This is a genomic window from Alteromonas sp. Cnat3-28 (genome assembly GCF_022348265.1).
Classification (GTDB): domain Bacteria; phylum Pseudomonadota; class Gammaproteobacteria; order Enterobacterales; family Alteromonadaceae; genus Alteromonas; species Alteromonas macleodii.
The window spans coordinates 158135-180181 of record NZ_JAKREY010000010.1 but is presented as its reverse complement, the minus strand read 5'-3'; the positions used below and the strand labels follow the sequence as shown (position 1 = coordinate 180181).

Here is a 22047-nt window from a genome sequence, read left to right as displayed (position 1 = left end):
GTCTGGCAGCCAATCCCCCCAAGCTTATTCACGGTTGTGAATAAGCGCTCTTTCATTGTCAGCAGCTGTTCTTTTAAAGTTATCTTTTAGTCGATGTTAGTAAAATGGCTAATACCCAACTGCCTACTTTCCTGTCTATACTGAAATTGTGATCGAATAAGTTGTAGCCAACCACAATTTGAGAGGCAGCGAAAAATGAGACGATTGAACCAGTCCTTTTTAGCAATGTGCTTTTGTCCATGTTTTTTATTGGCGGGTGCAGCTAATGGCTCTGTGGTCGAAAAGGCACAAGAATGGCTCAACAAATATTCAGACAGTGACGATACGTTTTCCCTAACTCTCACTAAAAATAAAATTAAGTTCAAAGGCTGCAAACAAAAGCAGTATCAACTTGCATTTAGCCAAAAACTGGCGCCAATGTTTAACATTGAAGCCATTGTCCATTACAACAAAGGGTTGCTTGACTACGGTGTTATGTCTCAGCGTGTCAGAAGCCACGAATTTGAAGTGGTTAGCTGGTGGGATAGAGGTGATTATCGGTTGGGGTTAAGCCATAAAGTACGCCCCCGTCATGAGATGAGCATTCCGGTTGCCGATACAATTCGTCTGCCTACCAGTACATCAGCAGGCCTTTACGTAGAAATTCCATTCAAGGAAGACAAGCACCTTCTTACTGTTGGAGCTATGAGAGAGTCGTGGGAAAGTGAAGGAGCATCAATGCAATTGCCATGGCGCTCCAGCCGTGACAATCAAGTAAAAGTAGAATACGCCATCACTTTCTAAATGGTGGCGCATAAGGTTGTGTTATCTCACCGCTTTGCCATTCATAAGACATAAGTAAACTTAAAGCTTAAATCTGCTCACTTCAGACGAGAGTTCTTGCGCCAGTTCATCGAGTTTGTCACTCACGCTAACCAATATCTTAGTCGCATTCAGGGTTTCTTCACTTGATGCACTAATGTCATTAATGTTTCGACTGATATCTTCAACCACCGTAGCTTGCTCTTCCGTAGCCGTCGCTACTTGCGTGTTCACATCATTAATGTGAGCAATCTCTTCGGCGATATCTTGAAGCAGTTTGTCTATTTCATTGGTTGCGGTTACCACATCGGTTGTGCGTGCGCGACTTGACTCCATTTGCGAAACGGCAGATTTAGAGTCTTGCTGGAACTTATCGATCTTCACCTGTATTTCATCAGTCGCTTGAGCGGCACGTTGTGCAAGTGTTCGCACCTCATCAGCAACGACTGAGAAGCCTCGGCCGTGATCGCCAGCCCGAGCTGCTTCTATAGCAGCATTTAGCGCAAGTAAATTGGTTTGCTCTGAAATACCTCGAATTGTATCGAGGATACCGCCAATGGCTGCGGTGTGTTCATCTAGCGATTGAATAACCCGAGACACATCTTGAATTTGATCCGAAAGACCGTTTATCGCGTGCACCGCACGTTGGGTAATTTCTCGACCGTGAGCGGAATTAGTTGTTGCCATATTCGCATTTTGCGCAGCATGGGTAGCTGACTGGGCTACTTCATTTACCGTACTGCCCATCTCTGTTAGCGCGGCTGCCGCCTGTAAGGTTTGATCGCGCTGGCTCTTGGTAGAGTTTTCTGTTTGATGAGACTGCTTCGCAACATCTTGTGCTGATGCCTTTAGTGCGTGACTTGTTTTCGCCACTTGCGAAATGGTGCCGTGAAGGTGATCAATAAAGTTATTGAACCCTTCCACTAATCGGGCAATTTCCTTTTGTTCTGGCATAGGAATACGAGAGCGTAAGTCGCCTTGTCCTCTGCCAAGCTGCTGGAAAACATCGGCCAGTGATTCAAGTGGTTTGGTAAGCGTGCCTGCTAGCCAAATACCAATAAGTGCGAAAGCGCCTGCTATCACCAAAGCCCAAATAATAATCTGGCGACTGCCTGCATTTAGTGATGCGTAAAGCTCATGCTCGGGTACTTGTGCAACCACGTACCAACCGGCTTTCTCCACATAGGTACTGGCAAACAGTTGCGTGTCGCCTGCCGCGTCGCTGGTGGCCATAGCAAAACTCTGACGATTGAGTAGTTGCCCTGATGTGCTTGAATCGCTTATGGACGCTAACTTAGCCTTTCCTAATAACTCGGTATTGGGATGCGCGATAATGGTGCCGTTTCCGTCAACAAGAAAGACAAAGCCGGTTTGCGCAATTTTCACCGCATTGATGATATCTAGCAGCTCATCGACCGATTTAGCGACACCCGACATACCTCTGCCGTTTACTTGCTGGTAATTCGCAAAAAGTCGGTAACCTTGACCCGGTTCGTTGTATAGGCTTAGTGAAATTGGTTCGCCGCTATTTTTGTAAGCGAAAAACCACCCATCAAATTCATCGTTTTGTAGCACCCGCAAGAAACCATCTTGGTTCCAATATTTGTAGGTGGTTCTGTCTACAAATGAGGCTACCGTTAAATCGTTAAATTCAACGATATTACTCAAATAGCTAAGGAGACGGCGTTCGCCAGCGCTATCTGCGCCTGCCGACGACCAGGCAAGAATGTCGGGGTTAGAAGCAATGCCGTGAGCAACGGTAAGCATTACACTTGCTTCCCTGTCCACTCGGTTACCAACCTGTTTAAGTAATGAAGGAAGCTGAAGTTCTTCCATGTTCTCTTTAACGAGATCACGGGCAATCCATTGGCTAATAGAACCTACAAGAATAGCAGCAGCGAGCACCGCCACAATAAGAGAAATAATGAGTTTTTGTTTTATACTGAAAGTCATGACTTTCGACCACGTAAGTTAATGCTGAAATTTATGATCAAGGGTGACGTGGCATTGCAGGCACAGCAACGTCTGATACTGAGTCCTAGGCGGGTCAGTACTACTCTCTGATTCTTACGCTAGTGCTATTTTTATTTTTTAAGCGCAGACAAGTTATCGACCTTTTCCCTGCAAAGTTTATACTTTTTGCTAGGGCAAAGAGATTGTGAAGCATAATTGACCAATAGGTCAATAGAAAGATGAGGCTTTACAAAAACGTCAGTTACAAAAAAGCCCTCTGCTTTACGAAGAAAACAAGAGGGCCAATGGCGTACTGAAGCTAAATATTTAATTAGCCACAGCTAGGGCCTGTTGCTCTTTGATGTACAGCGAATAACAACAGGTCCTAGGAAGGGTAAGTGTGTTAACTTACTCTTTGCTTTCCTTAGGAATAGGGAAACCACGGTCACGCATCAATGCGTCTACCTTGGCGTCACGACCACGGAACTTGCGATATGCTTCAGCTGGATCCATTGCGTTACGTACGGCGAATAGATATTTCACTAAGCGATCACCTACTTCTTTATCGTAGAAACCACCCGGTGCTTCCATAAAGGCTTCTGCTGCGTCAGCAGTAAGAACCTCTGCCCACATGTAGCCGTAATAGGCCGCAGCATAACCTTCACCCGAGAACACGTGACCGAAGTGAGGTGAACGGTGACGCATAACGATTTCTTCTGGCATACCAAGCTTCTTAAGCTCTTCACGCTCAAAAGTATCAGGGTCAATCTTGCTAGGATCGGTAGTATGATACTTCAGGTCCATTATGGCAGAAGCCATGTACTCAGTGGTTTTGAAGCCTTCATTGAAGGTTGAGGCCTTCTTAATCTTCTCAACTAGTTCTGCTGGAATTGGCTCGCCTGTTTCATGGTGAACCAGATAATTGTTGATTACCTCATCGGTGGTCAACCAGCGCTCTAATAACTGAGACTGGAACTCAGTGTAATCGCGTACGCCAGAATGCGAAGACGGGTATTCTACGTCAGACGCTAAGAAGTGAAGAGCATGACCAAATTCATGGAAGTAGGTTTCAGCATCATCCCACGAAATAAGTGTAGCTTCGCCATCAGCACCTTTCACGAAGTTCGAGTTGTTTGAAGACAATACGGTCTTCTTGCCATCGAACGTGGTGTAAGAGCGATACGTCGTTGCCCAAGCACCAGAGCGTTTACCTTGGCGTGAGAATGGGTCAAGGTACCAAAGACCGATATGCTCACCGCTGTCTTTGTCAGTTACTTCCCATACTTTCACGTCTTCGTGGAAAACGGGTACTTTGCCTTCTTCAACAGGTGTGAAGTTGAAGTTGAACAAGCGACCTGCAACGTAAAACATTGCTTCGCGCAGCTTATCAAGCTGTAAGTACTGCTTTACTTCGTTTGAATCTAGGTCGTACTTCGCTTGGCGCACTTTTTCTGCATAGAAGCGGTAGTCCCATGGCGCAATAGTGATGTCTGCACCTTCTTCATCGGCAATGGCCTGCATGTCGGCCACTTCTTCTTCAACGCGAGCAATAGCGGCAGGCCATACTTTCATCATCAGATCCATGGCGTTTTCTGGGGTCTTCGCCATACGATCTTCTAAACGCCACTGTGCGTAATTTTCGTAACCTAACAGCTCAACGCGCTCATCTCGAAGGGTTAGGATGCGCTTGATAATGTCATTGTTATCAAACTCGTCGGCATTGTCACCGCGGTTGTAGTAAGTACGCCATACTTTTTCGCGAAGCTCTCGATTGGTTGAGTAGGTCAAGAACGGGTCCATAGACGAACGCGTATTGGTAATCGCATACTTACCTTCTTCGCCGCGAGACTCTGCTGCCGCTTTAGCTGCCTTTACAAACGAAGCGGGTAGGCCGTCAAGCTGGTCTTCAGTAATATAAGTAACGTAGTTTTCTTCGTCTGCTAGCACGTTGTTAGAAAACTTGGTGTGCAGCGTAGCAAGTTCTTGGTTAATTTCAGCATAGCGCTTTTTCGCTTCGCCATCTAACGTTGCACCGTTGCGCGCGAAGCTGTTGTAAGTCATCCACGTAATACGCTGTTCTTCTGGCGTGAGCGATTTCAGTTCATCAGACTCGTACACCGTTTTCACTCTTTCAAAGAGTTTTTCATTTTGCGTAATTTGAGTGAAGAAGGCTGACAGTTTTGGTGACATCTCGGCCTGAATTTCGCGGAATTCAGGGCTAGACTTGTTTGAGCTCCAAATGCCGTAATACGTGAATACGCGTCCAAGCTCTGCACCTGCACGCTCCATTTCAACAATGACGTTTTCAAACGTTGGTGGCGCTTCGTTATTTGCGATGGCTTCGATCTCTTTAAGATTCAGTTCCATGGCTTTTTCTAGCGCAGGCTTCAAATCTTCCAAATTCATTTTATCGAAAGCAGGCACACCGCCGTACGGGCCTTTAAACTCTTGAAGCAGCACGTTATCAAACTGTGCTTGTTGAGATGTCGCTGTATTTTGTACATCTGTGCTGGTGGTCTCAGGTGCTTTTTGTTCTGAACATGCACCGAGTGCAACCACAACCGCCATAGCGGTGAGTGATGATTTAAATTTACCCATGAGTTTTCCTGTCTGTTTTTATCTATACGTTTTATGACAAAAACCATCTTAAGATAATGTAAAAATAAGTTAAATGCTCTTTAACGTAATTCCTTGCAGCACAGCGGTTTGAAGAGAAATCGCGCTGATATGCAATTCGTCGAAATTGGTCAAATTTTGATTGGCTTTACGCTGGTTGGAAATTACACTGCGCGCGTTCTGAATTGCTGTCTTCCGCAGCTCGTAAACCACTGACTTTTTTACTGTGATCATCATGTTTGAATTACTTCTTCACGCGTTTCCCGTTGCATTCGCTTTGGCCTCCTTTTGGTCGAACACTGAACGTAAATTACTGCTACTGAATTTAGGGTTATGTATTGCTATTGGCTCACTTTTGGTTTTCGAGCAAGCGTGGGGAGGAGCCGTAGTAATTACGGTGGCAGGGCTGAGTACCAGTTATCGTTTAATAAAACAAAAACTACTGTCTCCTGTGGCAACCTACATTACATTAATCTCTATGATGGTTATTGTGCTGACGGTGAATAACCTAACCGGTAAAACATCGTTAGTTGAAGCTATGCCGGTGTTAACTTTTATGGCATACCGGTTTGGTGAACTTCACTGTAAGGAAGCGGGTTTAAGGGTATGCATGATCATTGGCTCCATCAACTTCACTGCGTACGGAATAATTACGCAAACGTGGGGATTAGCCATTACTGAAGCGCTGTTTGCAGCCTCGAACCTGTGGTATTACATGAAGCTTAGACGTGCCACGCGCACCAGCCCTGTTTGAAGCATAAAGTAGCTCATGTCAGACCGATAACTGCACTAACTTAATGACAAGAAAGTGGACGTATTGAAACCGTTGCTTGTATTGAAACCATAGCCGCTTTGTGATTTATTGCGTCATTAAAGGGAATCAAAATTTCACAGGGAAGACGATGCAACGCAAACCCATCGACAAGGCACTATTTCTTGGTGTTCCAGTGTTTCTACTGGCTCTTTTTATTTTAAATATCACTGCAGAAGGTGAAGTTAAACTCGCGGCTACCCTAGGCAGTGTAGGGCTATGTATTGGCTTTTTCTCTTATTTAAGAAGCAGGCGCTTCGGCAATAGATATCCCATTGAAAAATTGATAGAAAAAGATGGTGATTTTGTGGTGTTTCACTTTTTACAGGGACTTGATCGCCAACCCCTCAGGGTGAACGCCAATACTATCTATGCGCTTAATTTTTCTCACCATTACCTTGGAGTCATTTTGGAAAGCGGCAACGGTAAAGGGTTTGACTTTCACTACCCTCATAAGGAAGCAGTAATAGAAGCGAGACTTCAAGAGGTGCTTGGTGATGATGGATTTAACAACGTAAAAAAGAATGTCTAAATAAAGCGAAAAAAGTGTAAAGCAAAAAAAGTGTAGAGCGAAAAAAGTGTAAAGAGAAGCCCGAAAGTAATGTTTACTCGCGGGCTTTTTTAATTTATCACTGTAAAGACTTACGCAAACACCACGGTCTTATTTCTGTGAATAATCACGCGGTCTTCTAAGTGGTAGCGCACGCCATGAGCTAATGCCGTTACTTCACAATCTTTACCCTTACGCACCATATCAGCTGCACTGTCGCTGTGACTAATACGCTTAACGCTTTGCTCAATAATAGGGCCTTCATCTAAATCTTTAGTTACGTAGTGACAGGTTGCGCCGATTAGCTTTACGCCGCGATCATAGGCTTGCTGGTAAGGCTTAGCACCTGCAAAGCTCGGCAAGAAGCTGTGGTGAATGTTAATGGCTTTACCTTGCAATTCTTGGCAAAGCGTATCAGGTAAAATCTGCATAAAGCGGGCAAGCACGGTCAAATCAATTTTGTATTCTTGAAGTAAAGTCGTGATTTGCGCAAAAGCGGCTTCTTTCCCTAACGCTTTAAAGTCTACCCAATGGAAAGGGACTTTGTACCAGTCTGCAAACTGTTTCATTTGCGGGTGGTTGCCAATAATAACCGGAATATCACAGTGTAGTTCGCCTGTGTGCCAGCGGTGAAGCAGGTCAACTAAACAGTGAGACTCAAGGCTGGCAAGCAGAGCGACGCGCTGTTTTTTGCTGGAGTCGCTCAGCTTCCAGTTCATCTGATATTCGTTAGCAAGCGGGGTGAATTCTTTAACAAAGCTTTGATGATCTAACTTTAGCGAGTCGGTGCTAATTTCATGGCGCATGAAAAAGCGGCCGGTTTGTAAGTCAGTGTGATGGCTTGCTTCAACGATGGTAGCGTTATGGTCGGCCAAAAATTGCGACACGCTGGCAACGAGCCCAATTTGGTCTGGGCAGTCTATTACTAATCTAAATGTTTGTTGCATTTGGGCAGTTTGAATAAAAAAACAGGCTTTCTTTTTACCTGTGCCGCCATGTGTTGTAAAGGCGACGCGCTATTTTAAACCAGCTTAAATTGCTATAACTCATAATCACATGAGGTCTTAAGCTCAAAAGGTGCGAGTCAAATGGACATCAGTTTACCCAAGTCAGCACGGTATTGCGTTTGCCTTTACTCGTCGGTTATCCCTCGGCGCAGCTTTTCTCTTACCGACATATTGTGTTTTAACGGCCAAGACTGGCGGATAGGGTAGACTACCCCTTGCGGTGTAGAGACAGACTCAAAAAGGTGAAATGCCGAAACGTGAACGTCTACATTGGGGCTGTAAAGGGGAAGAGGCAAGCTCGACGTAGCCTTTCTGACAAGCGTAACGTGAGGCTTATATTCTCTGCTTTCTACCTCTATCGCCGCCTTGCGGGCTGCTTTTCGCGACAATTTGGCGAGTTCACCTAGCGCCTTTGGCGCATCTGTCGGCGAAGCGAAGAGTATCTTAGGGCCGCTCCATAATCCTGTTGCATCGAGGGTTAAAGAAAAGGGTTCGCTCACAAGCTGATCGAGTTCATACACCAACGCTTCGTGCTGCCGATGATTTATCTCACCTAAAAAGCTAAGCGTTATGTGGAAGTTCGCCGCCGGCACTGCGTACGGTTGCGCAGGCCCTTGGCTACTGGTGTGATCGTAGCGCTTATTGGACGACTTTCGAGAACGAATAGGCTCGCTTTTTACCCATTGACGGGGCATAACTTCAGGCAATGCCTGTTGGCGCCAGCTATCTAGAGCAAGTTTTTCTGTGGCGCTAAGATCTAAACCAATAAAGCTTCGCATAGCTTTCCTCCTTCCAATTTGCCCTTTAGCTTGTACATCACGTTAATGTCCATACAAACCTAAGTTTATCATGGCGCTACCTGCGATTTCCAAAACAAGACGCAAGTATTGAGCTATTTGCCAAATTTAAAAAAATAGCAGTGATGTTCGGGTGCATTGCTCAAATCAGGTACACTATACCCATCAACTTATAACACCTTTATGCCCTTTATGTTACAGCCGTTTTCTCACTTACCCGCTTATGAACTCGTTACGCCGCTTGAAGAAGCTGTAGCCGCTAGCAACGTCATCATAGGGGCTCCTCCGGGCGCGGGAAAGTCCACCGTACTTCCTTTGTCACTGCTGAAATCATCGCTTCAGGGAAAAATATTACTTATGCAGCCACGGCGCGTGGTGGTGAGAAACCTTGCGGACTATTTAGCTAGGCAATTAAATGAAAATGTGGGCGAAACGGTTGGCTATCGCATTAAAGGGGAGTCGAAAACATCGTCTGCCACTCGGCTTGAGATCATAACCGAAGGGGTGCTGACTCGCATGATTCAGCAAGACCCTGAGCTTGATGGAGTAGCCGCTATTGTCTTCGATGAATTTCATGAACGCAGTATTCACAGTGACTTCGGTTTGGCACTAGCGCTTGAAGTACAGTCTGGGCTTCGCGATGACTTACGATTAGTTGTAATGTCGGCTACCTTGGATGTAGCACCCCTTCAAACGTTGCTCAATGCGCATAGCGTACTGCCAGTAGTGAACTTGAATACGCAAGGGCGCATGTTTGCCGTTGACATCCGCTACACACAAGATGTGCAGGCGCATGAGTTAGTACCCAAAACCTGCAATATCATAAAGCAGGCCGTAGGCGAACACGACGGTGATATTTTGGTTTTCCTTCCTGGGCGAGGAAGCATCAATGCTGTTGCCAAAGAAATAAAAGGGTTAGCTGAGAGTGCGGACATGGCCGTTCACATGCTCTATGGAGCGTTAAGTAAATCTGTGCAACAAGCCGCTATTACGCCAGACCCGCAAGGCAGACGAAAAATCATATTATCTACCAATATTGCTGAAACGAGTCTTACCATTGAAGGCGTGACGGTGGTTATTGATAGCCTATGGGAAAACAGTGCTCAGTATCATCCGTCCAGTGACATAACTGCGCTTACCCAGCAGCGCATTTCGCAAGCATCCGCCATTCAAAGAGCGGGGCGCGCGGGGCGTGTAATGGCCGGAACCTGCTATCGTTTGTGTAGCAAAAGCAGCTTCGAGCGTTTGGCCAAATACAATGCGGCGCAAATTGAAAAGGAAGACTTAAGTAGCTTTTTGCTTGATACCTTAGCCTGGGGCAGTAGCCCAGATACCTTGGCATTGTTGACGAAGCCTACACAAGCGCAGCAGCAGGTTGCACAACAAAAGCTTCAGCGGGTTAATGCTATCTCACAATCCAGTATTACTCCCTATGGAAGAGCGTTGGCCCAGTTACCTTGTCAACCTCACTTAGCCCATTTATTACTCACCGTTAAACAAGGAGTTGATGGACTTAGTGCCGATATAAACGACGCGCTTCGCCATAATGCTCCCTTTGTTGTGGCCCTTAGCGAAAGTAATATCAGTGTAGGTGGCGCAACAAATGTCATGGATGCGCTGCTCCACGCCAATAGCAACACGCGCAGTCAGCTTACACAGCAAGCTACCCGTTATGCGCGCTACGTGCAAAATAATGATGGAAAAGCACAACGCTTTAAGCCTGATATTAACGAACTAGACGAGCAAGCCCTTGGGCTTTGTATCGCTATCGCATTTCCTTTGCAGGTGGGCTATAGGCGCAGTGCGTCAGATAAATCGGCAGAGAGCTCGAATACAACAAATGGTAAGCCTAAGACCGGTATAGTCGAATACAAACTGGCAAGTGGCAAAGGTGCAGAGCTCACTGCTGCTGGTAGTGCGTCCATTTTTAATGAGAGCGAAAATGGCGATGGACCATGGCTGGCAGTGCTCGACGGGCAGCTGATAAAAAGCACGGTGGCAATACGCTTGGCACAGTCAGTGCCTGAAAGCTGGTTGCGTTTAGCCTTTCCTGACGCGTTCAAAGAAAAGCGCAGCGTTATTCTTAACAGCGATACTGGGGTAATGGAAGCCAGAGTAAGTACGGGCTTTTATGAGATAACGTTAAATAGCACACCGGTTTCTGGACAGGAAAAAAGTCGTGAAAAAGCATTCTGGGATGATGCGTTATGCAACGCATGGTTCGCCTACCTTGATGCACTTCCTCTATCAAGCTGGCCGCTTTCTGACGCAGACTGGCAATGGTGGCGAAGAGTGGCAATGGCTGGGAAGCTCAATTTGCCACAAGACAAAGCCTTCGATGAACCCGAGCCGTGGCCGTTGTCATTGAACGCTCTCGTGCACGAGGCCAAAGACAGTTTAGCGCCCCTCTTAAAAAACTGTAAAAACATCAAAAACCTTAAGCAGTTACCGTGGAAACCAGCCTTGAATAATGGTCTTTCTTGGCCTCAGCAAGATGCCTTAGCCACACTCTTGCCAACTCACGTGACTATTCCAACGGGCAGAGAGGCTAGCCTGGATTATCGCGATAATGGAGATGTGGTGCTGTCGGTCAAAATGCCAGAGTTATATTCTCAAGGCACGCCATTAACGATAGCGGGTGGGCGAATTACCGTTGTATGTGAGCTGCTGTCGCCAGCAGGTAGGCCATTACAAACCACCAGTGATTTAGCCGCCTTTTGGCATGGCAGTTATAAGGAAATACAAAAAGAGATGAAGGGGCGCTATCCAAAGCACTTTTGGCCAGATGACCCCGCAAATGCATCGCCGACCAGCAAAACAAAAAAGCATATGTAGCGCGCTGATACGGCTACACGAACCATCGTTTTCAGGTGATTTTTGTTTATTTTAAACAAGAGTAGTATCTATACGCCATTTTCCTATATGCCAGTTTCGTACACAGTATGTTTTTTACGACAGTGGTCGTGCGCTGAAACTTGCGCTAAGTTGGAGTATGAAACCTCACTCTTATTTACAGGTTAAACTACGCAATGAAACTATCTTGTATTGCCACTGCTGCTTTTTTATTTGCTACTTCAATTAACGTTCAAGCTCACGATTTTTGGCTAGAACCCACAGCATATCGTTCTCAAGAACCGAATTCGCTGGCATTGCAGTTTAAAGTGGGTCATAAGGAAGATACCTCTCATTGGAACCTTGCATGGGATAGAATAGTCGCGTTGCGCACCTACTCTTTTGATGGTGTAACTGATATGGCTGCCAGTGTTGTACCTAAAACCTCAATGCTGCCGGGCATGGCAAAAACAACCAAGCTCCCATCCGGTACTCACGTCATAGGGTTTGAAAGCTATCACGCCACAAGCACATTAAAAGCGAAGAAGTTTAATCAGTATGCAAAAGAAGAAGGCTTAACTGAGGTATTGGCGCACCGCGAGGCAAGGGGACAAAACGATATCGCCGGCAAAGAGCTGTACTCTAGAAAGGCGAAAACCATTGTGCAAGTTGGCGATGCGGTAACGAACAACGTATTAAAACCCATTGGCCACACATTGGAAATAGTGCCTCTTGAACATCCTTACAAGCTTGCAGGAAACACGCTATCTGTTCAGGTATTATTTAAAGGTAAGCCTTTGAGTAACGCGCTTATCGATGCGTATTCCTTGGTTGGTCACAGCGCTAAAGAGCAAGCGGTTAAAACGGATAGTGAGGGCAAGGCGACATTTAAATTTGACGTCGAAGGACCTGTAATTCTGAATACAGTTTGGGGAGTCCCACTTACAAATAGCTCGGCTGCAGATTTCGAAACCTATTTTTCAAGCCTAACGTTTGAGTACTTTCAGTAACCAACAAAGTGAGTGGTTTACACCTTGTAGGCCACTGAAAATACCAAACAGTGAATGCGCGCCAGAAATGGCGCAGCATATATCAAATTTAAGAAGTCGTCGTTTCAAGGTCGATATTAAGTGCAGCCATCACTTCAAGGCCTGGGAAACCATCTGCAATCATGTTGTTACTAATTTGGTAATTGCGAATGCCTTCGCGGGTGGCGGGGCCAATAATGCCGTCAGGCTTACCCACATCAAAGCCCAAATCATTCAGCTTGCTTTGGAGGGCAATAATATCTTTGCGATTGTACGCAGGTAGATCAGGTAACGTGGCTTTAATGCCAGACGCGCCAGCGATGCGGTCGGCCAATACACCCACGGCAATGGCATAAAACTCTGAGTTGTTCCAGCGCATAATAACGCGGAAGTTTTTGTAGGCGATAAAGGCAGGGCCGTTGTGACCAGCTGGCACAATAACATAGGCGGTAGTATCGCCTTCGCCCAATTCAGAACCATCAGCTTTTTTCACGCCTTGGGCGTGCCATTCACTGAGAGATTTTCTATTTTTATAGCCTGACTCTTGATAGTCAAAGTTCTCCGGCAGTTGCACTTCACGACCCCAGCGGAAGCTGCGCTCCCAACCCAAGTTGGCAAGAAAGTTTGCCGCAGAAGACAACGCATCTTCTTCACTTGCCCACAAGTTTATTTGTCCGTCGCCATCGCCATCAATAGCGTAGTGGGTATACGCCGAAGGCATAAATTGGGTGTGCCCCATGGCACCGGCCCACGAGCCAATCATGTCTTCTTTTTGCAGCTTCTCTCGCTCCATCAATTTCACAGCAACAAGAAACTCTTGGGTGAAGTAGGTGCTTCGTCGTTTATCACAAGCCAAAGTGGCAAGCGAGTCGAGTACCGGCATTTTGCCTTTATAAGAGCCAAAGTTTGTTTCTAGTCCCCAAAAAGCGAGCAGATAATGAGGAGGCACGCCGTATTTTTCACTTAGCTTATGCAAAAGTTTGTCGTGCTTTGCATACATCTCTTTACCTTTTTCGGTACGCCAGTCGGTAACGCGCTTGCTGAAGTACCCTGGAAAGGTTTGTACAAATTCTGGTTGGCTTCGGTCTAGCTCAATCACACGATCTTGGTGAACAAGACGAGGAAACACATCATCGATAGTCTGCTGGCTAACCCCTTCCTGCTTGGCTTTATCAGCAAGCGCTGCGGTGCAGCTAGCGAATTGTTCATTGGCTAGCGCTGAATTCATTGTCGCACCCGCGAGAAGCAGCGCCATAGACGTGCGAAGTGACGGTCGAAGAAATGAGGCGTAAGACTTGGCCCCTTTAGGCGAACGAGTAGAGAAAAAAGAAGACTTAAATGAAGCTAAGCGCATAGTACGGTTCCTGTGTTACTTGCCAGCATGCTATCGCATTGTGACCGTGAAACGCGAGTAAAATTCATTTTAGTCCTTCAACATACTAGCGCCATGGGACGTTTCAGAAGTATACAAATTCGGAGTGTGCATATTTGGAAACAGTTGTTGAGAGGCGGCCTGAATGGTAATGTTGATACTATTAAAACTAACGTTTTAAAGGCGTTCGTTAAATCCATATCGCAATATGTGCGATGTCATCCTCAATGATCTTCATGGCGTTTTCACGTGGCAAAAAGACAGACAAAAGACAATCCATCTTCAAAAAGTAAAGCATCAAGCAATGGCAAAGGCTCGGCCAAGCGCTCGTGGTTTTTCAAATTGTTTTGGCGAGTCACTCTTATTGGTTTGGTTGTGCTTGGGGCCTATGCCTTCTACCTTGACGCCCAAATTAAGCATGCGTTCTCTGGAAATAAATGGGAAGTTCCCGCGCAGATCTTCGCCCGTCCGTTGGAAATCAGCAAAGGTGAAGAGATAACGCCCCAAGAAGTCATTGACGAGCTCAATTTGCTGGGCTACCGCAAGGTAACCTTCGCCGACAGCAGCGGTGAATATAGCTATCAAAATAAGGTGCTGACTGTGCAGCGCCGTGCGTTTCAGTTTCCAGAAGGCGCAGAGCCTCTGCGTCATTTAGTGATCACGTGGGAAGGTGCACGTATTGGGGAAATTTATGACAAGTCGCAAGGCCGCCCGTATGGTTCTGCAAAGCTAGAACCCTGGTTAGTAACGCGCATGACAAGCGGGTCTCAAGAAGACCGTATGCTGGTAACGTTAGACACCATTCCTGAAATGTTGCCAAAAGCGCTAACCCTGGTGGAAGACCGCAATTTTTATAATCACCATGGCGTTGCGCCGCTTTCAATATTGCGGGCTCTAATGGCAAACATTGCAGCCGGACGAACGGTTCAAGGCGGCAGTACGCTAACGCAGCAGCTGGTTAAAAACATGTTTTTAACCCGTGAGCGTTCCATTGTGCGTAAGGCAAAAGAAGCCATTATGGCGGTGATCATTGATGCCCGTTACAGCAAGTCAGAAATTATTGAAGCGTACTTAAACGAAGTGTTTTTGGGGCAAAATGGCGATATGGCCGTACATGGTTTTGGACTTGCCAGCTATTTCTATTTTGACCGACCAGCTAACGAGCTAAGTACGCCCGAAATAGCCACGTTGGTTGCTATTATTAAAGGCCCATCTTATTACAACCCACGCAAATATGCTGAGCGCACGAAAGAGCGTCGTGATTTAGTGTTGCGCATGCTGTTTGATGAAAATGAAATTAGTCGTCAAGACTACGAACGTTTTGTGAATATGCCGTTAGGGCTCGCCAGTGGGGCTAGCTTAGCAAGCGGTAAACACCCTGCTTTCATGGAGCAGGTTCGTCGGGAACTCAATGAAATTCTGGCTGAGCCTAGCTTAAGAGATTCGGGCGTAAAAGTGTTTACAACACTTGATATCGTAGCCCAGCGCCGCGCTGAAAGTGCATTGTCGGGTACGCTAGACGGTTTGCAAAAAGACAGGAAAGTGCCATTACAGGGCGCAATGGTAGTCACAGATAGTGCAAGTGGTGAAGTACGCGCTATCGTTGGCGGAAAAGACTTTGCGTTCAAAGGCTTTAACCGAGCACTAGACGCAAAACGCCCTATAGGCTCGTTGATTAAACCTGCGGTTTACTTAACCGCACTAGAAGATCCAACACAATTTAACTTGGCAACGCCGCTTAAAGACGAACCCATTACCCTTGAAAGTCGAAATGGAAAAACGTGGTCGCCGCAAAACTACGATAAAGAGTTCAGAGGTCAGGTGCCTTTACTTCAAGGGCTAGTCGAGTCTTTAAATATACCTACGGTTAATTTAGGCATGCAGATAGGGCTTGATGCGCTAGCCGATACGATAGAGCGATTAGGGGTAACCACCCCCGTAGATAAAGTACCGTCGTTGACCCTTGGTGCTTTTGAATTGACACCATTTAGTACAAACCAAATGTACCAGACCTTATCAAATGATGGGCGTTACATACCTCTTCATACGGTGACTTCTGTAGTAACAGCAGATAACGCGCTGCTTTGGAAAAAGGCGGAGTTTTTTGCTCAGCGCACCGATGAAGCAGCAACCTATTTGCTCAACTATGCCTTGTATAAAGTAACCACCGAAGGTACTGCGAAGCGCATCGGTTGGAATTTTGGGAATGTGAATATGGCTGGCAAAACGGGCACCACAGACGATTACCGCGATAGCTGGTTTAGTGGCTTCGATAGAAACAATGTGGTTACGGTTTGGGTAGGCAATGATGACAACCAACCGGTTAATTTGACCGGTGCAGGAGGGGCCTTGCCCGTCTTTATAAACTACATGAAATCTCAGTCACCCAAGTCATTATCAAGGCGTTTCCCAAAAGGCTTAGGCATTGCACATTTTGACGCCAAGACCGGCGCGGTTGTGGTTGCAGGATGTGCTGGGAGTTTAAGCGTACCGGCTATTTTGGATGTGCTTCCTCCACCTCAACAAGATTGTTCAGGCCGTCCTGTAGACAAAGACAGCGACAAGGATGATAAAAGCTGGTGGGAACGGATATTCGGATGAAAAAAACTCCAGTAAGAAGATAGAAAACACAATCACTTGGCTGGGATACAGTCCGTGCTTTCTATCTCCCTCTGGAGTAAAAGGCCCAGGGAAGGCAAATCTTTTAGCGGTAGTCGGTTAGGTTCCTATTTGTTTTTATTGCGTTTTCAGTGACCTTTCTGAAGGAATAGGCGCGCTGTTGAAAACACCAGCGCACTGACTACAAACGCAATAACCGGTCCGAGTACCACCATAAATAGGGTTGCGGCGGTTAACATGTGCATTCTCCTTATGCGTCGTTATCGTCTGAGCTGATAGGCTCAATCGGCGTAATAGTGATGTCAGCAACCAATGCATTTGCTTCTTCTACTTCTGGCTCAAACGTATGGCTTGCAGTTAACACGTCATAAGTCACGCCTAGGTCCAAGTTCTGCTTTACGTCATGCATGGCGCTTTCAACGATAAAATCTGTATGCGAAACAATGTTGTTCTGAGTGTCGTCAGCGAACGCTGATGCGCCCAATACGCTAGTTGCTAAAGTTAGTGCAGTGAAAGTTTTGCGACCGATAAACATAGTAATCTCCAAAAATTAAGTTAGACACTGCACTTGAACATACTGCGTGGCAGCTATCATGTTGCTAAAGGTTTCGATAATAAGTCGTTATCAATTAACAATTAGTTTATAGCGAGGGATGTGCCAACTCGTAAAAATAAGCTAAGTGTATGAATTTAGTGAATTTTAACTTTTGATAAAAAATGAAGGTGGAATTGGGGGATTAAAGAAATACTAAAATTTAGCGAATTTAATGTAGAGGTGGTCAAAATGACTAACGCAAATTTTTTAACACTTGCGCAGCGACACTGGTGACCATGAGAAAGGTCAGAAATAGGGGCGCTAGTCTATAAAGAAGAGCAGCGCCGCCAATGTATAAAGGAGTGAGTAGGTCTAGGACGCTTTACTTCTAAATTGTGAAACCATTGTCACTACTAGCGCAATGATCACACCAGCAGCAATACCAACAACACCATCAGCAAGTATAGACATAACCAGCGATGCGTCTGGGATAAGTGCGGTAAACCAGTCGGTAATAACGTGCAAAAAGCCAATGCTGTGTGTGAGGATGCCACCACCGACTAAAAACATAGCAACGGTGCCTACAACCGCAAGGGTTTTCATTAATGCGGGGGCGGCAACTAATAACGCTCTGCCAATAAATCGTTGAAGGGTGTTCATTGAACCTGTTAACGACTTGCGAAGCATGTAAAGCCCAACATCGTCCATTTTAACTAGTGCCGCTACCAGCCCATAAACGCCAAGGGTAATCGCTAAGCTTAGTGCTACTAGTACACCAATTTGCGTAGTAAGTGTTGCATCGGTCACTGTGCCTAATGCAATTACAATAATTTCAGCAGACAGTATAAAGTCTGTGCGTATAGCGCCTTTAATTTTATCTTTCTCAAACGCTACCATATCCACATCTTCGTGGGTAAGCGCTTCTATTCTGGCTTCTCGTGTTTTTTCTTCATCTTCGTGGGGAAGATATTTGTGCAGCAGTTTTTCTGCACCTTCAAAACATAAATATAACCCGCCCAGTACCAAAAGGACGGTTATAAGAGAGGGCACAAAAGCACTGATGGCTAATGCCGCAGGAACCAATATTGCTTTATTAATAAGTGAGCCTTTTGCTACTGCCCATACAACAGGTAGCTCTCGGTCTGCTTTAACGCCTTGGACCTGGTCGGCGTTTACCGCTAAATCGTCGCCCAAAACGCCCGCTGTTTTTTGCGCAGCGACTTTCGACATGGTTGCGATGTCGTCCATTAACGTTGCTATATCATCAAGTAGGGCAAGTAAGTTAGCTGCGGCCACGTCGAATATCCTTTGTTATGTATTACAGTTAGAGTAATCCCCAGTAAATAGCAGCTTAGCGTACTTAAAACATGGGTGATATACAATCAGGAATAATGCCGATAAATCACAATTCGTTTTAGGCAATTTTCAGGGCTATCACCAACAGAAAAGGCGAACTCAGAGGAAGTGTGAGTTGAGAAGAGCACGCTCGTGCTCTTCTCATGTTGAAGTTAATTACCCCAAATGTTGTTTACCAGTTCTGGATGATCAACAAAAGGGTTTCGATTGTTCTGGAAATTGAAGGCAGCGTCATTCCTATCGATTTCCTTTTGGCTTACAGGGTCTTGAGAATGCCAGCTTAAAAGCAGAGTTAAGAACCAGCTTTCAAATACTTGATTACTCGTACCATTCAACACTGCGTCGCCATAGGTGCTATTCGTTTCCCAATTTGCAATGACGTTTTCATAACGTGTCGCCATGTAGAAATACGCTCTAGCGAAGTCACCTTTGAACTCGTCGATGGGCTCAAAAACGGTGCCTGTATAACCAGAAGCAGAAGAGCCCGCGCCCAGTTTGGAACCATTCGATGACGTATAAGTAGCACTTGCGACATCACCGTACGGATAGCTACTTCGGCGACCGTTAACGTAGCCGTCGGTTGCAAAAACGTGATGAACATCAGTATTCATAGGCGAGACTGCACCGCCAAACCAGCTGCGCGGGAAGGCGTGTTCGCGGTTATAGCAACTGCCTTCTCCACTATAGCTGCCACACTGGTCAGAACCAGCCGTGTAGCTGTAAGCGTCACTACCATTTGGGTTTTCTGAATACATGTCCAAAATGGAGCCGTCATTTTCATAGTAGCTGTCGCTTGTGTATGAAATATAGAATGTCCAAAGGTCGCCATAGCTTTGTGTATTATGATTTTTGATAATGTTGTAAAGCTCGGTTTTTAACGTATAGCCTGACAGACCGTTGGCACTTGCATAGTAACCAGTGAGTTCTGATGAACCACCACCACTGCCACCGCCACTCGTTGTGCCAACGCTAAAGCTGGTGCTTTCACTCGCGCCGAAAGAGCCGCCATTAGCTACAGACACGCCCTCTATTAGCAAGTTATAGCTGCCAGAGCCATAGGAGCAGCAGATTCCATCGCCATAGGCATCACTAATGGTAAAGGTATATTCTCCATCAGTAAGGCAAACCGCTTCAGTATAACTTTGGTTGCTAGCGTAGCTGCTGCCAGAGGCTTCAACTTGGTTGTTTGCGTTAGTTATTTGCCAACTGGTTTCACTGCCGTAATTGTCGGTAGTTAAGTTCAAAACGCCTGAATGGCTAGCACACGTGCTTCCACCGCCGTTATTGCCACCTGACCCAAGCGTAGTCGGCTCGAATGCGTCTACATAGACGGTTTCTGACCCATCAAAGCCCGTCTGATCATAAAAGCGTAACCCCACCTCAATCTCTTTTGACGCTGTAGCGGAATAAGAGAAAGTAAGCTGTTGCCAGTTTCCGGTTAAGTTGTTGTCAGAATAACCTTGATAACCGTCTACATATAGGCGTGCTTTTACAGCACCTTCAGTGTGATATAGCCTCACTGAAAATTCATAATTTTGACCGGCGGTTACATTGATTGTCTGACGGAAGTCAGTTGAACCTTGCGTTGTCGTATTGACGGTAACTGCAGCAGACTTGCTTCCCGAGAATGAGTAGGCCGAGTTTTCAGCTACACTAATGCCGGAGTCGATAGTTGACCATGAATTAGGTGCGCCAGACGTCCATGTTTCAAAGTCTCCATTGGAGACCTGACCCATGGCGATAGCGGGTAACAACGCACTTGCCAAGCCGACTATTTGACGTAAGTTTATATTCATTTATTTTCCGTTATTGTCTTTATTTTAAATGTATATTTATTCCTTAAACGTAGTGTTCGACGCCTTCCTAGGCGTATCAAATATTGCACGTATTTGTGACAAAATGAATAAAAGTGCTTAATCTAACGGCAGAGAGTACTGAGTTAACGGCAAGGAAATAGATGCAAATAAACGGTGAGTTAGGCAAAAGATCAGTACTACCTATTATGGACTGTTGGGAGCAATAAAATGACTGACAGCCCAATTCCATCGCTATCCGTACGCTCATATACGAAGCAAACGTGCCGCCATAAACACAACTACTTTCAGTTAGTGCTGCCCATCAACGGACATATCTTGATAGAAATCGATAATTTTAGCGGGCGGGTAGGCGTAGGCGAAGGCGTATGCATAGCGCCGAATGAGGTCCATTATTTTAGCGCTAACGAACTGTCAAAATTTATTGTGGCGGACTTGGAGTATGTGCCAGTTAATTTAAATGACAGGTTGCACCCGATATTTCAGGTAACGTCCGCATTACAGGCGTTTTTATCGTTTGTAGAGATTCAAATTAGCCAGTTTGCTGACCAAGGCCATGAAGAAATACTGGCGCTATTTTTAACCTTGCTAGAAACATCCTTGAAAGGATGCAGCATGGATAAGCGAATGACTCCTGTATTAAGCCATATTCATCGCGACCTTGCCCGAGGCTTTACACAGGTGGAGTTAGCACGGATAGCCTGCATGGGAACAACGCAATTCAAAACACGCTTTAAAGAAGCCACCGGGCATAGTTTACGAGATTACCTTGTAAAAGTGAGGATGGAAAAGGCCAAAGCACTACTTAGAAATACCGATACACCAATGTTGGGTATAGCTCAGCTAACAGGGTATGAAGATGTTGCAGCATTCAGTCGCCGGTTCAAAGCGTATTTCGGGCGACCCCCTAAGTTTTTCAAAAGAAAGTGACTGTGATAAGGGCTTACCTCACATGACGGTAAATCGTTGATAGAGACAACTAGTTAATCTCTTCGTCTTTAGGAAGTTTATTGACTCTGGCTTCTATAAAACGTTTGTGGTCGTCCATTTTGGTGCATTCTAAGGTTCCACCAGCAATCCCACTCAATATCGCCAAAGTTTTATTGGTCGTACTGCTACAGTTTACGCGTTTTGAAGGGCGTCGATTTTCATTAGCTTGTATTTGCTGTGTGCTTGGCCCGCTAAGCACAGGACTATTTTTACGCTCTTGAAATGCTTTTGCTGCCTGTTCTGCGTCTTCAGCGACTTTGTCACTGTGATACTTTTCAAAGTAGAGGGCTGCGCCATCTTTTACCGACAGATTCAACGAGCCTGCGCGCCGATTTGCGTCTTTTGATAAAGTGGGCGACGGCAGTGTATTAGTCGGCTTACTTTCAACGGGTACCTTCTGTTTATCGGGCTCAGCATTTTTCTGCTGCTTGGACGCAGGGCTTTCTACAATTTCATTTTTACTATCAAGTGCTTCAGTCGCTTTGGTTGCGTCAGGCTTCAACTCAATTTCTTGCCTTTTAGGGGAAACATCGATTGGTTTAGTTTCTTGTGGTTTAGCTTGGGCAGGAGGGCGTGGAACGGGGGGATAGTACAGTCTGGCGCTTATCTCCGGCGTTCGCTCCAAAACATTTACTCGTGCTTTTTGATTGTTGATGCCCAATTGAGAAAGTATGACCACTACGATGACCCCAAACACATGTGCACAGCCCGAAATTAATAGTGGGCGCCACGCCGTTTTCTTTGCAACGGAATGGTGTTCAATGCTGCGCTCAGGCGCAAAGAAAGATGGGGTGATAGTCGTCATAGTAAACAACAGACCATGGGCCCTATCGAATAGTTCCATCCTAATTTCATCGCACTTTTTAGTCCTCTCACCTTACCGCAACCTCATACCGCTTCAAAATTGGGCAAATTTTTAACAGTGCACCATTAGTGTGCATTATTTTTGTGCGTTCATGAAGCGTT

17 protein-coding genes are annotated in these 22047 nt (G+C 45.8%); 7 read left to right on the top strand and 10 right to left on the bottom strand.

The annotated features are described in order from the left end of the window. Positions 1–195: 195 nt before the first annotated feature. Positions 196–783: a hypothetical protein gene (locus MHM87_RS12315; RefSeq protein WP_239259308.1), complete on the top strand. Its 588-nt coding sequence runs from the start codon at positions 196–198 to the stop codon at positions 781–783. 60 nt (positions 784–843) lie between these two features. On the opposite strand, the gene MHM87_RS12310 is transcribed toward MHM87_RS12315, so the two are convergent. From MHM87_RS12310 to MHM87_RS12300, 3 genes are all read right to left on the bottom strand, one after another. Beyond that, a complete protein-coding gene (locus tag MHM87_RS12310) occupies positions 844–2754 on the bottom strand; it encodes a methyl-accepting chemotaxis protein (protein ID WP_239259306.1) in 1911 nt (636 codons plus the stop codon). A gap of 408 nt (positions 2755–3162) precedes the next feature. Then, the gene (locus MHM87_RS12305; protein ID WP_061094034.1) at positions 3163–5352 is read right to left on the bottom strand and encodes a M3 family metallopeptidase; all 2190 of its coding nucleotides are present in this window, start codon (positions 5350–5352) and stop codon (positions 3163–3165) included. A gap of 69 nt (positions 5353–5421) precedes the next feature. Further along, entirely contained in the window at positions 5422–5607 is a 186-nt protein-coding gene (locus tag MHM87_RS12300) for a hypothetical protein (RefSeq protein ID WP_075177785.1), read from the bottom strand. Here MHM87_RS12300 and MHM87_RS12295 point away from each other — a divergent pair. Then, on the top strand, positions 5606–6124 hold the full coding sequence (locus MHM87_RS12295) for a YgjV family protein (RefSeq protein ID WP_239259304.1): 519 nt from the start codon (positions 5606–5608) through the stop codon (positions 6122–6124). The two genes, MHM87_RS12300 and MHM87_RS12295, sit on opposite strands and share 2 nt — an antisense overlap. 148 nt (positions 6125–6272) lie before the next feature. Then, positions 6273–6713, top strand: coding sequence for a hypothetical protein (locus tag MHM87_RS12290; RefSeq protein ID WP_239244576.1), 441 nt, complete (start codon positions 6273–6275; stop codon positions 6711–6713). Between the two features lie 110 nt (positions 6714–6823). On the opposite strand, the gene purU is transcribed toward MHM87_RS12290, so the two are convergent. Both purU and thpR read right to left on the bottom strand, forming a co-directional pair. Continuing rightward, entirely contained in the window at positions 6824–7678 is an 855-nt protein-coding gene (purU, locus tag MHM87_RS12285) for a formyltetrahydrofolate deformylase (protein ID WP_014947992.1), read from the bottom strand. Between the two features lie 185 nt (positions 7679–7863). Continuing rightward, positions 7864–8517 carry an RNA 2',3'-cyclic phosphodiesterase gene (gene thpR / locus MHM87_RS12280; RefSeq protein WP_239259302.1) on the bottom strand — a complete coding sequence of 218 codons (654 nt, stop codon included), beginning with the start codon at positions 8515–8517 and terminating at the stop codon, positions 7864–7866. A 156-nt stretch (positions 8518–8673) separates the two neighbouring features. Between thpR and hrpB the strand changes: the two genes are divergently transcribed. Then, the gene (hrpB, locus tag MHM87_RS12275) at positions 8674–11370 is read left to right on the top strand and encodes an ATP-dependent helicase HrpB (protein ID WP_343213325.1); all 2697 of its coding nucleotides are present in this window, start codon (positions 8674–8676) and stop codon (positions 11368–11370) included. A 194-nt stretch (positions 11371–11564) separates the two neighbouring features. Beyond that, positions 11565–12377, top strand: coding sequence for a DUF4198 domain-containing protein (locus MHM87_RS12270; protein ID WP_239259298.1), 813 nt, complete (start codon positions 11565–11567; stop codon positions 12375–12377). 88 nt (positions 12378–12465) lie between these two features. On the opposite strand, the gene MHM87_RS12265 is transcribed toward MHM87_RS12270, so the two are convergent. After that, positions 12466–13749, bottom strand: a complete 1284-nt coding sequence (locus tag MHM87_RS12265; RefSeq protein ID WP_156085821.1) for a lytic murein transglycosylase — start codon at positions 13747–13749, stop codon at positions 12466–12468. A gap of 267 nt (positions 13750–14016) precedes the next feature. On the opposite strand from MHM87_RS12265, the gene mrcB reads away from it, so the two are divergent. Then, the gene (gene mrcB / locus MHM87_RS12260; RefSeq protein ID WP_014975459.1) at positions 14017–16368 is read left to right on the top strand and encodes a penicillin-binding protein 1B; all 2352 of its coding nucleotides are present in this window, start codon (positions 14017–14019) and stop codon (positions 16366–16368) included. 268 nt (positions 16369–16636) lie between these two features. Here the strand turns inward: mrcB and MHM87_RS12255 are convergent, their stop codons facing one another. The 3 genes from MHM87_RS12255 to MHM87_RS12245 form a co-directional block, all read right to left on the bottom strand. Next, a complete protein-coding gene (locus tag MHM87_RS12255) occupies positions 16637–16921 on the bottom strand; it encodes a hypothetical protein (protein ID WP_014975460.1) in 285 nt (94 codons plus the stop codon). Between the two features lie 372 nt (positions 16922–17293). Beyond that, the gene (locus MHM87_RS12250; RefSeq protein WP_014948000.1) at positions 17294–18217 is read right to left on the bottom strand and encodes a DUF808 domain-containing protein; all 924 of its coding nucleotides are present in this window, start codon (positions 18215–18217) and stop codon (positions 17294–17296) included. A gap of 212 nt (positions 18218–18429) precedes the next feature. Beyond that, on the bottom strand, positions 18430–20073 hold the full coding sequence (locus tag MHM87_RS12245) for an endonuclease (protein ID WP_239259296.1): 1644 nt from the start codon (positions 20071–20073) through the stop codon (positions 18430–18432). A gap of 228 nt (positions 20074–20301) precedes the next feature. Between MHM87_RS12245 and MHM87_RS12240 the strand changes: the two genes are divergently transcribed. Further along, positions 20302–21021 carry an AraC family transcriptional regulator gene (locus MHM87_RS12240; RefSeq protein WP_014975463.1) on the top strand — a complete coding sequence of 240 codons (720 nt, stop codon included), beginning with the start codon at positions 20302–20304 and terminating at the stop codon, positions 21019–21021. Between the two features lie 49 nt (positions 21022–21070). On the opposite strand, the gene MHM87_RS12235 is transcribed toward MHM87_RS12240, so the two are convergent. After that, on the bottom strand, positions 21071–21925 hold the full coding sequence (locus MHM87_RS12235) for a hypothetical protein (RefSeq protein WP_239259294.1): 855 nt from the start codon (positions 21923–21925) through the stop codon (positions 21071–21073). Positions 21926–22047 lie beyond the last annotated feature (122 nt).

What these genes read in the sequence shown, in the direction of transcription:
- MHM87_RS12315 (WP_239259308.1), top strand. Translation starts at nt 196, where the DNA reads ATGAGACGATTGAACCAGTCCTTTTTAGCAATGTGCTTTTGTCCATGT.
- MHM87_RS12310 (WP_239259306.1), bottom strand. Translation starts at nt 2,754, where the DNA reads ATGACTTTCAGTATAAAACAAAAACTCATTATTTCTCTTATTGTGGCG.
- MHM87_RS12305 (WP_061094034.1), bottom strand. Translation starts at nt 5,352, where the DNA reads ATGGGTAAATTTAAATCATCACTCACCGCTATGGCGGTTGTGGTTGCA.
- MHM87_RS12295 (WP_239259304.1), top strand. Translation starts at nt 5,606, where the DNA reads ATGTTTGAATTACTTCTTCACGCGTTTCCCGTTGCATTCGCTTTGGCC.
- MHM87_RS12300 (WP_075177785.1), bottom strand. Translation starts at nt 5,607, where the DNA reads ATGATGATCACAGTAAAAAAGTCAGTGGTTTACGAGCTGCGGAAGACA.
- MHM87_RS12290 (WP_239244576.1), top strand. Translation starts at nt 6,273, where the DNA reads ATGCAACGCAAACCCATCGACAAGGCACTATTTCTTGGTGTTCCAGTG.
- purU (WP_014947992.1), bottom strand. Translation starts at nt 7,678, where the DNA reads ATGCAACAAACATTTAGATTAGTAATAGACTGCCCAGACCAAATTGGG.
- thpR (WP_239259302.1), bottom strand. Translation starts at nt 8,517, where the DNA reads ATGCGAAGCTTTATTGGTTTAGATCTTAGCGCCACAGAAAAACTTGCT.
- MHM87_RS12270 (WP_239259298.1), top strand. Translation starts at nt 11,565, where the DNA reads ATGAAACTATCTTGTATTGCCACTGCTGCTTTTTTATTTGCTACTTCA.
- MHM87_RS12265 (WP_156085821.1), bottom strand. Translation starts at nt 13,749, where the DNA reads ATGCGCTTAGCTTCATTTAAGTCTTCTTTTTTCTCTACTCGTTCGCCT.
- MHM87_RS12255 (WP_014975460.1), bottom strand. Translation starts at nt 16,921, where the DNA reads ATGTTTATCGGTCGCAAAACTTTCACTGCACTAACTTTAGCAACTAGC.
- MHM87_RS12245 (WP_239259296.1), bottom strand. Translation starts at nt 20,073, where the DNA reads ATGAATATAAACTTACGTCAAATAGTCGGCTTGGCAAGTGCGTTGTTA.
- MHM87_RS12240 (WP_014975463.1), top strand. Translation starts at nt 20,302, where the DNA reads ATGACTGACAGCCCAATTCCATCGCTATCCGTACGCTCATATACGAAG.
- MHM87_RS12235 (WP_239259294.1), bottom strand. Translation starts at nt 21,925, where the DNA reads ATGGAACTATTCGATAGGGCCCATGGTCTGTTGTTTACTATGACGACT.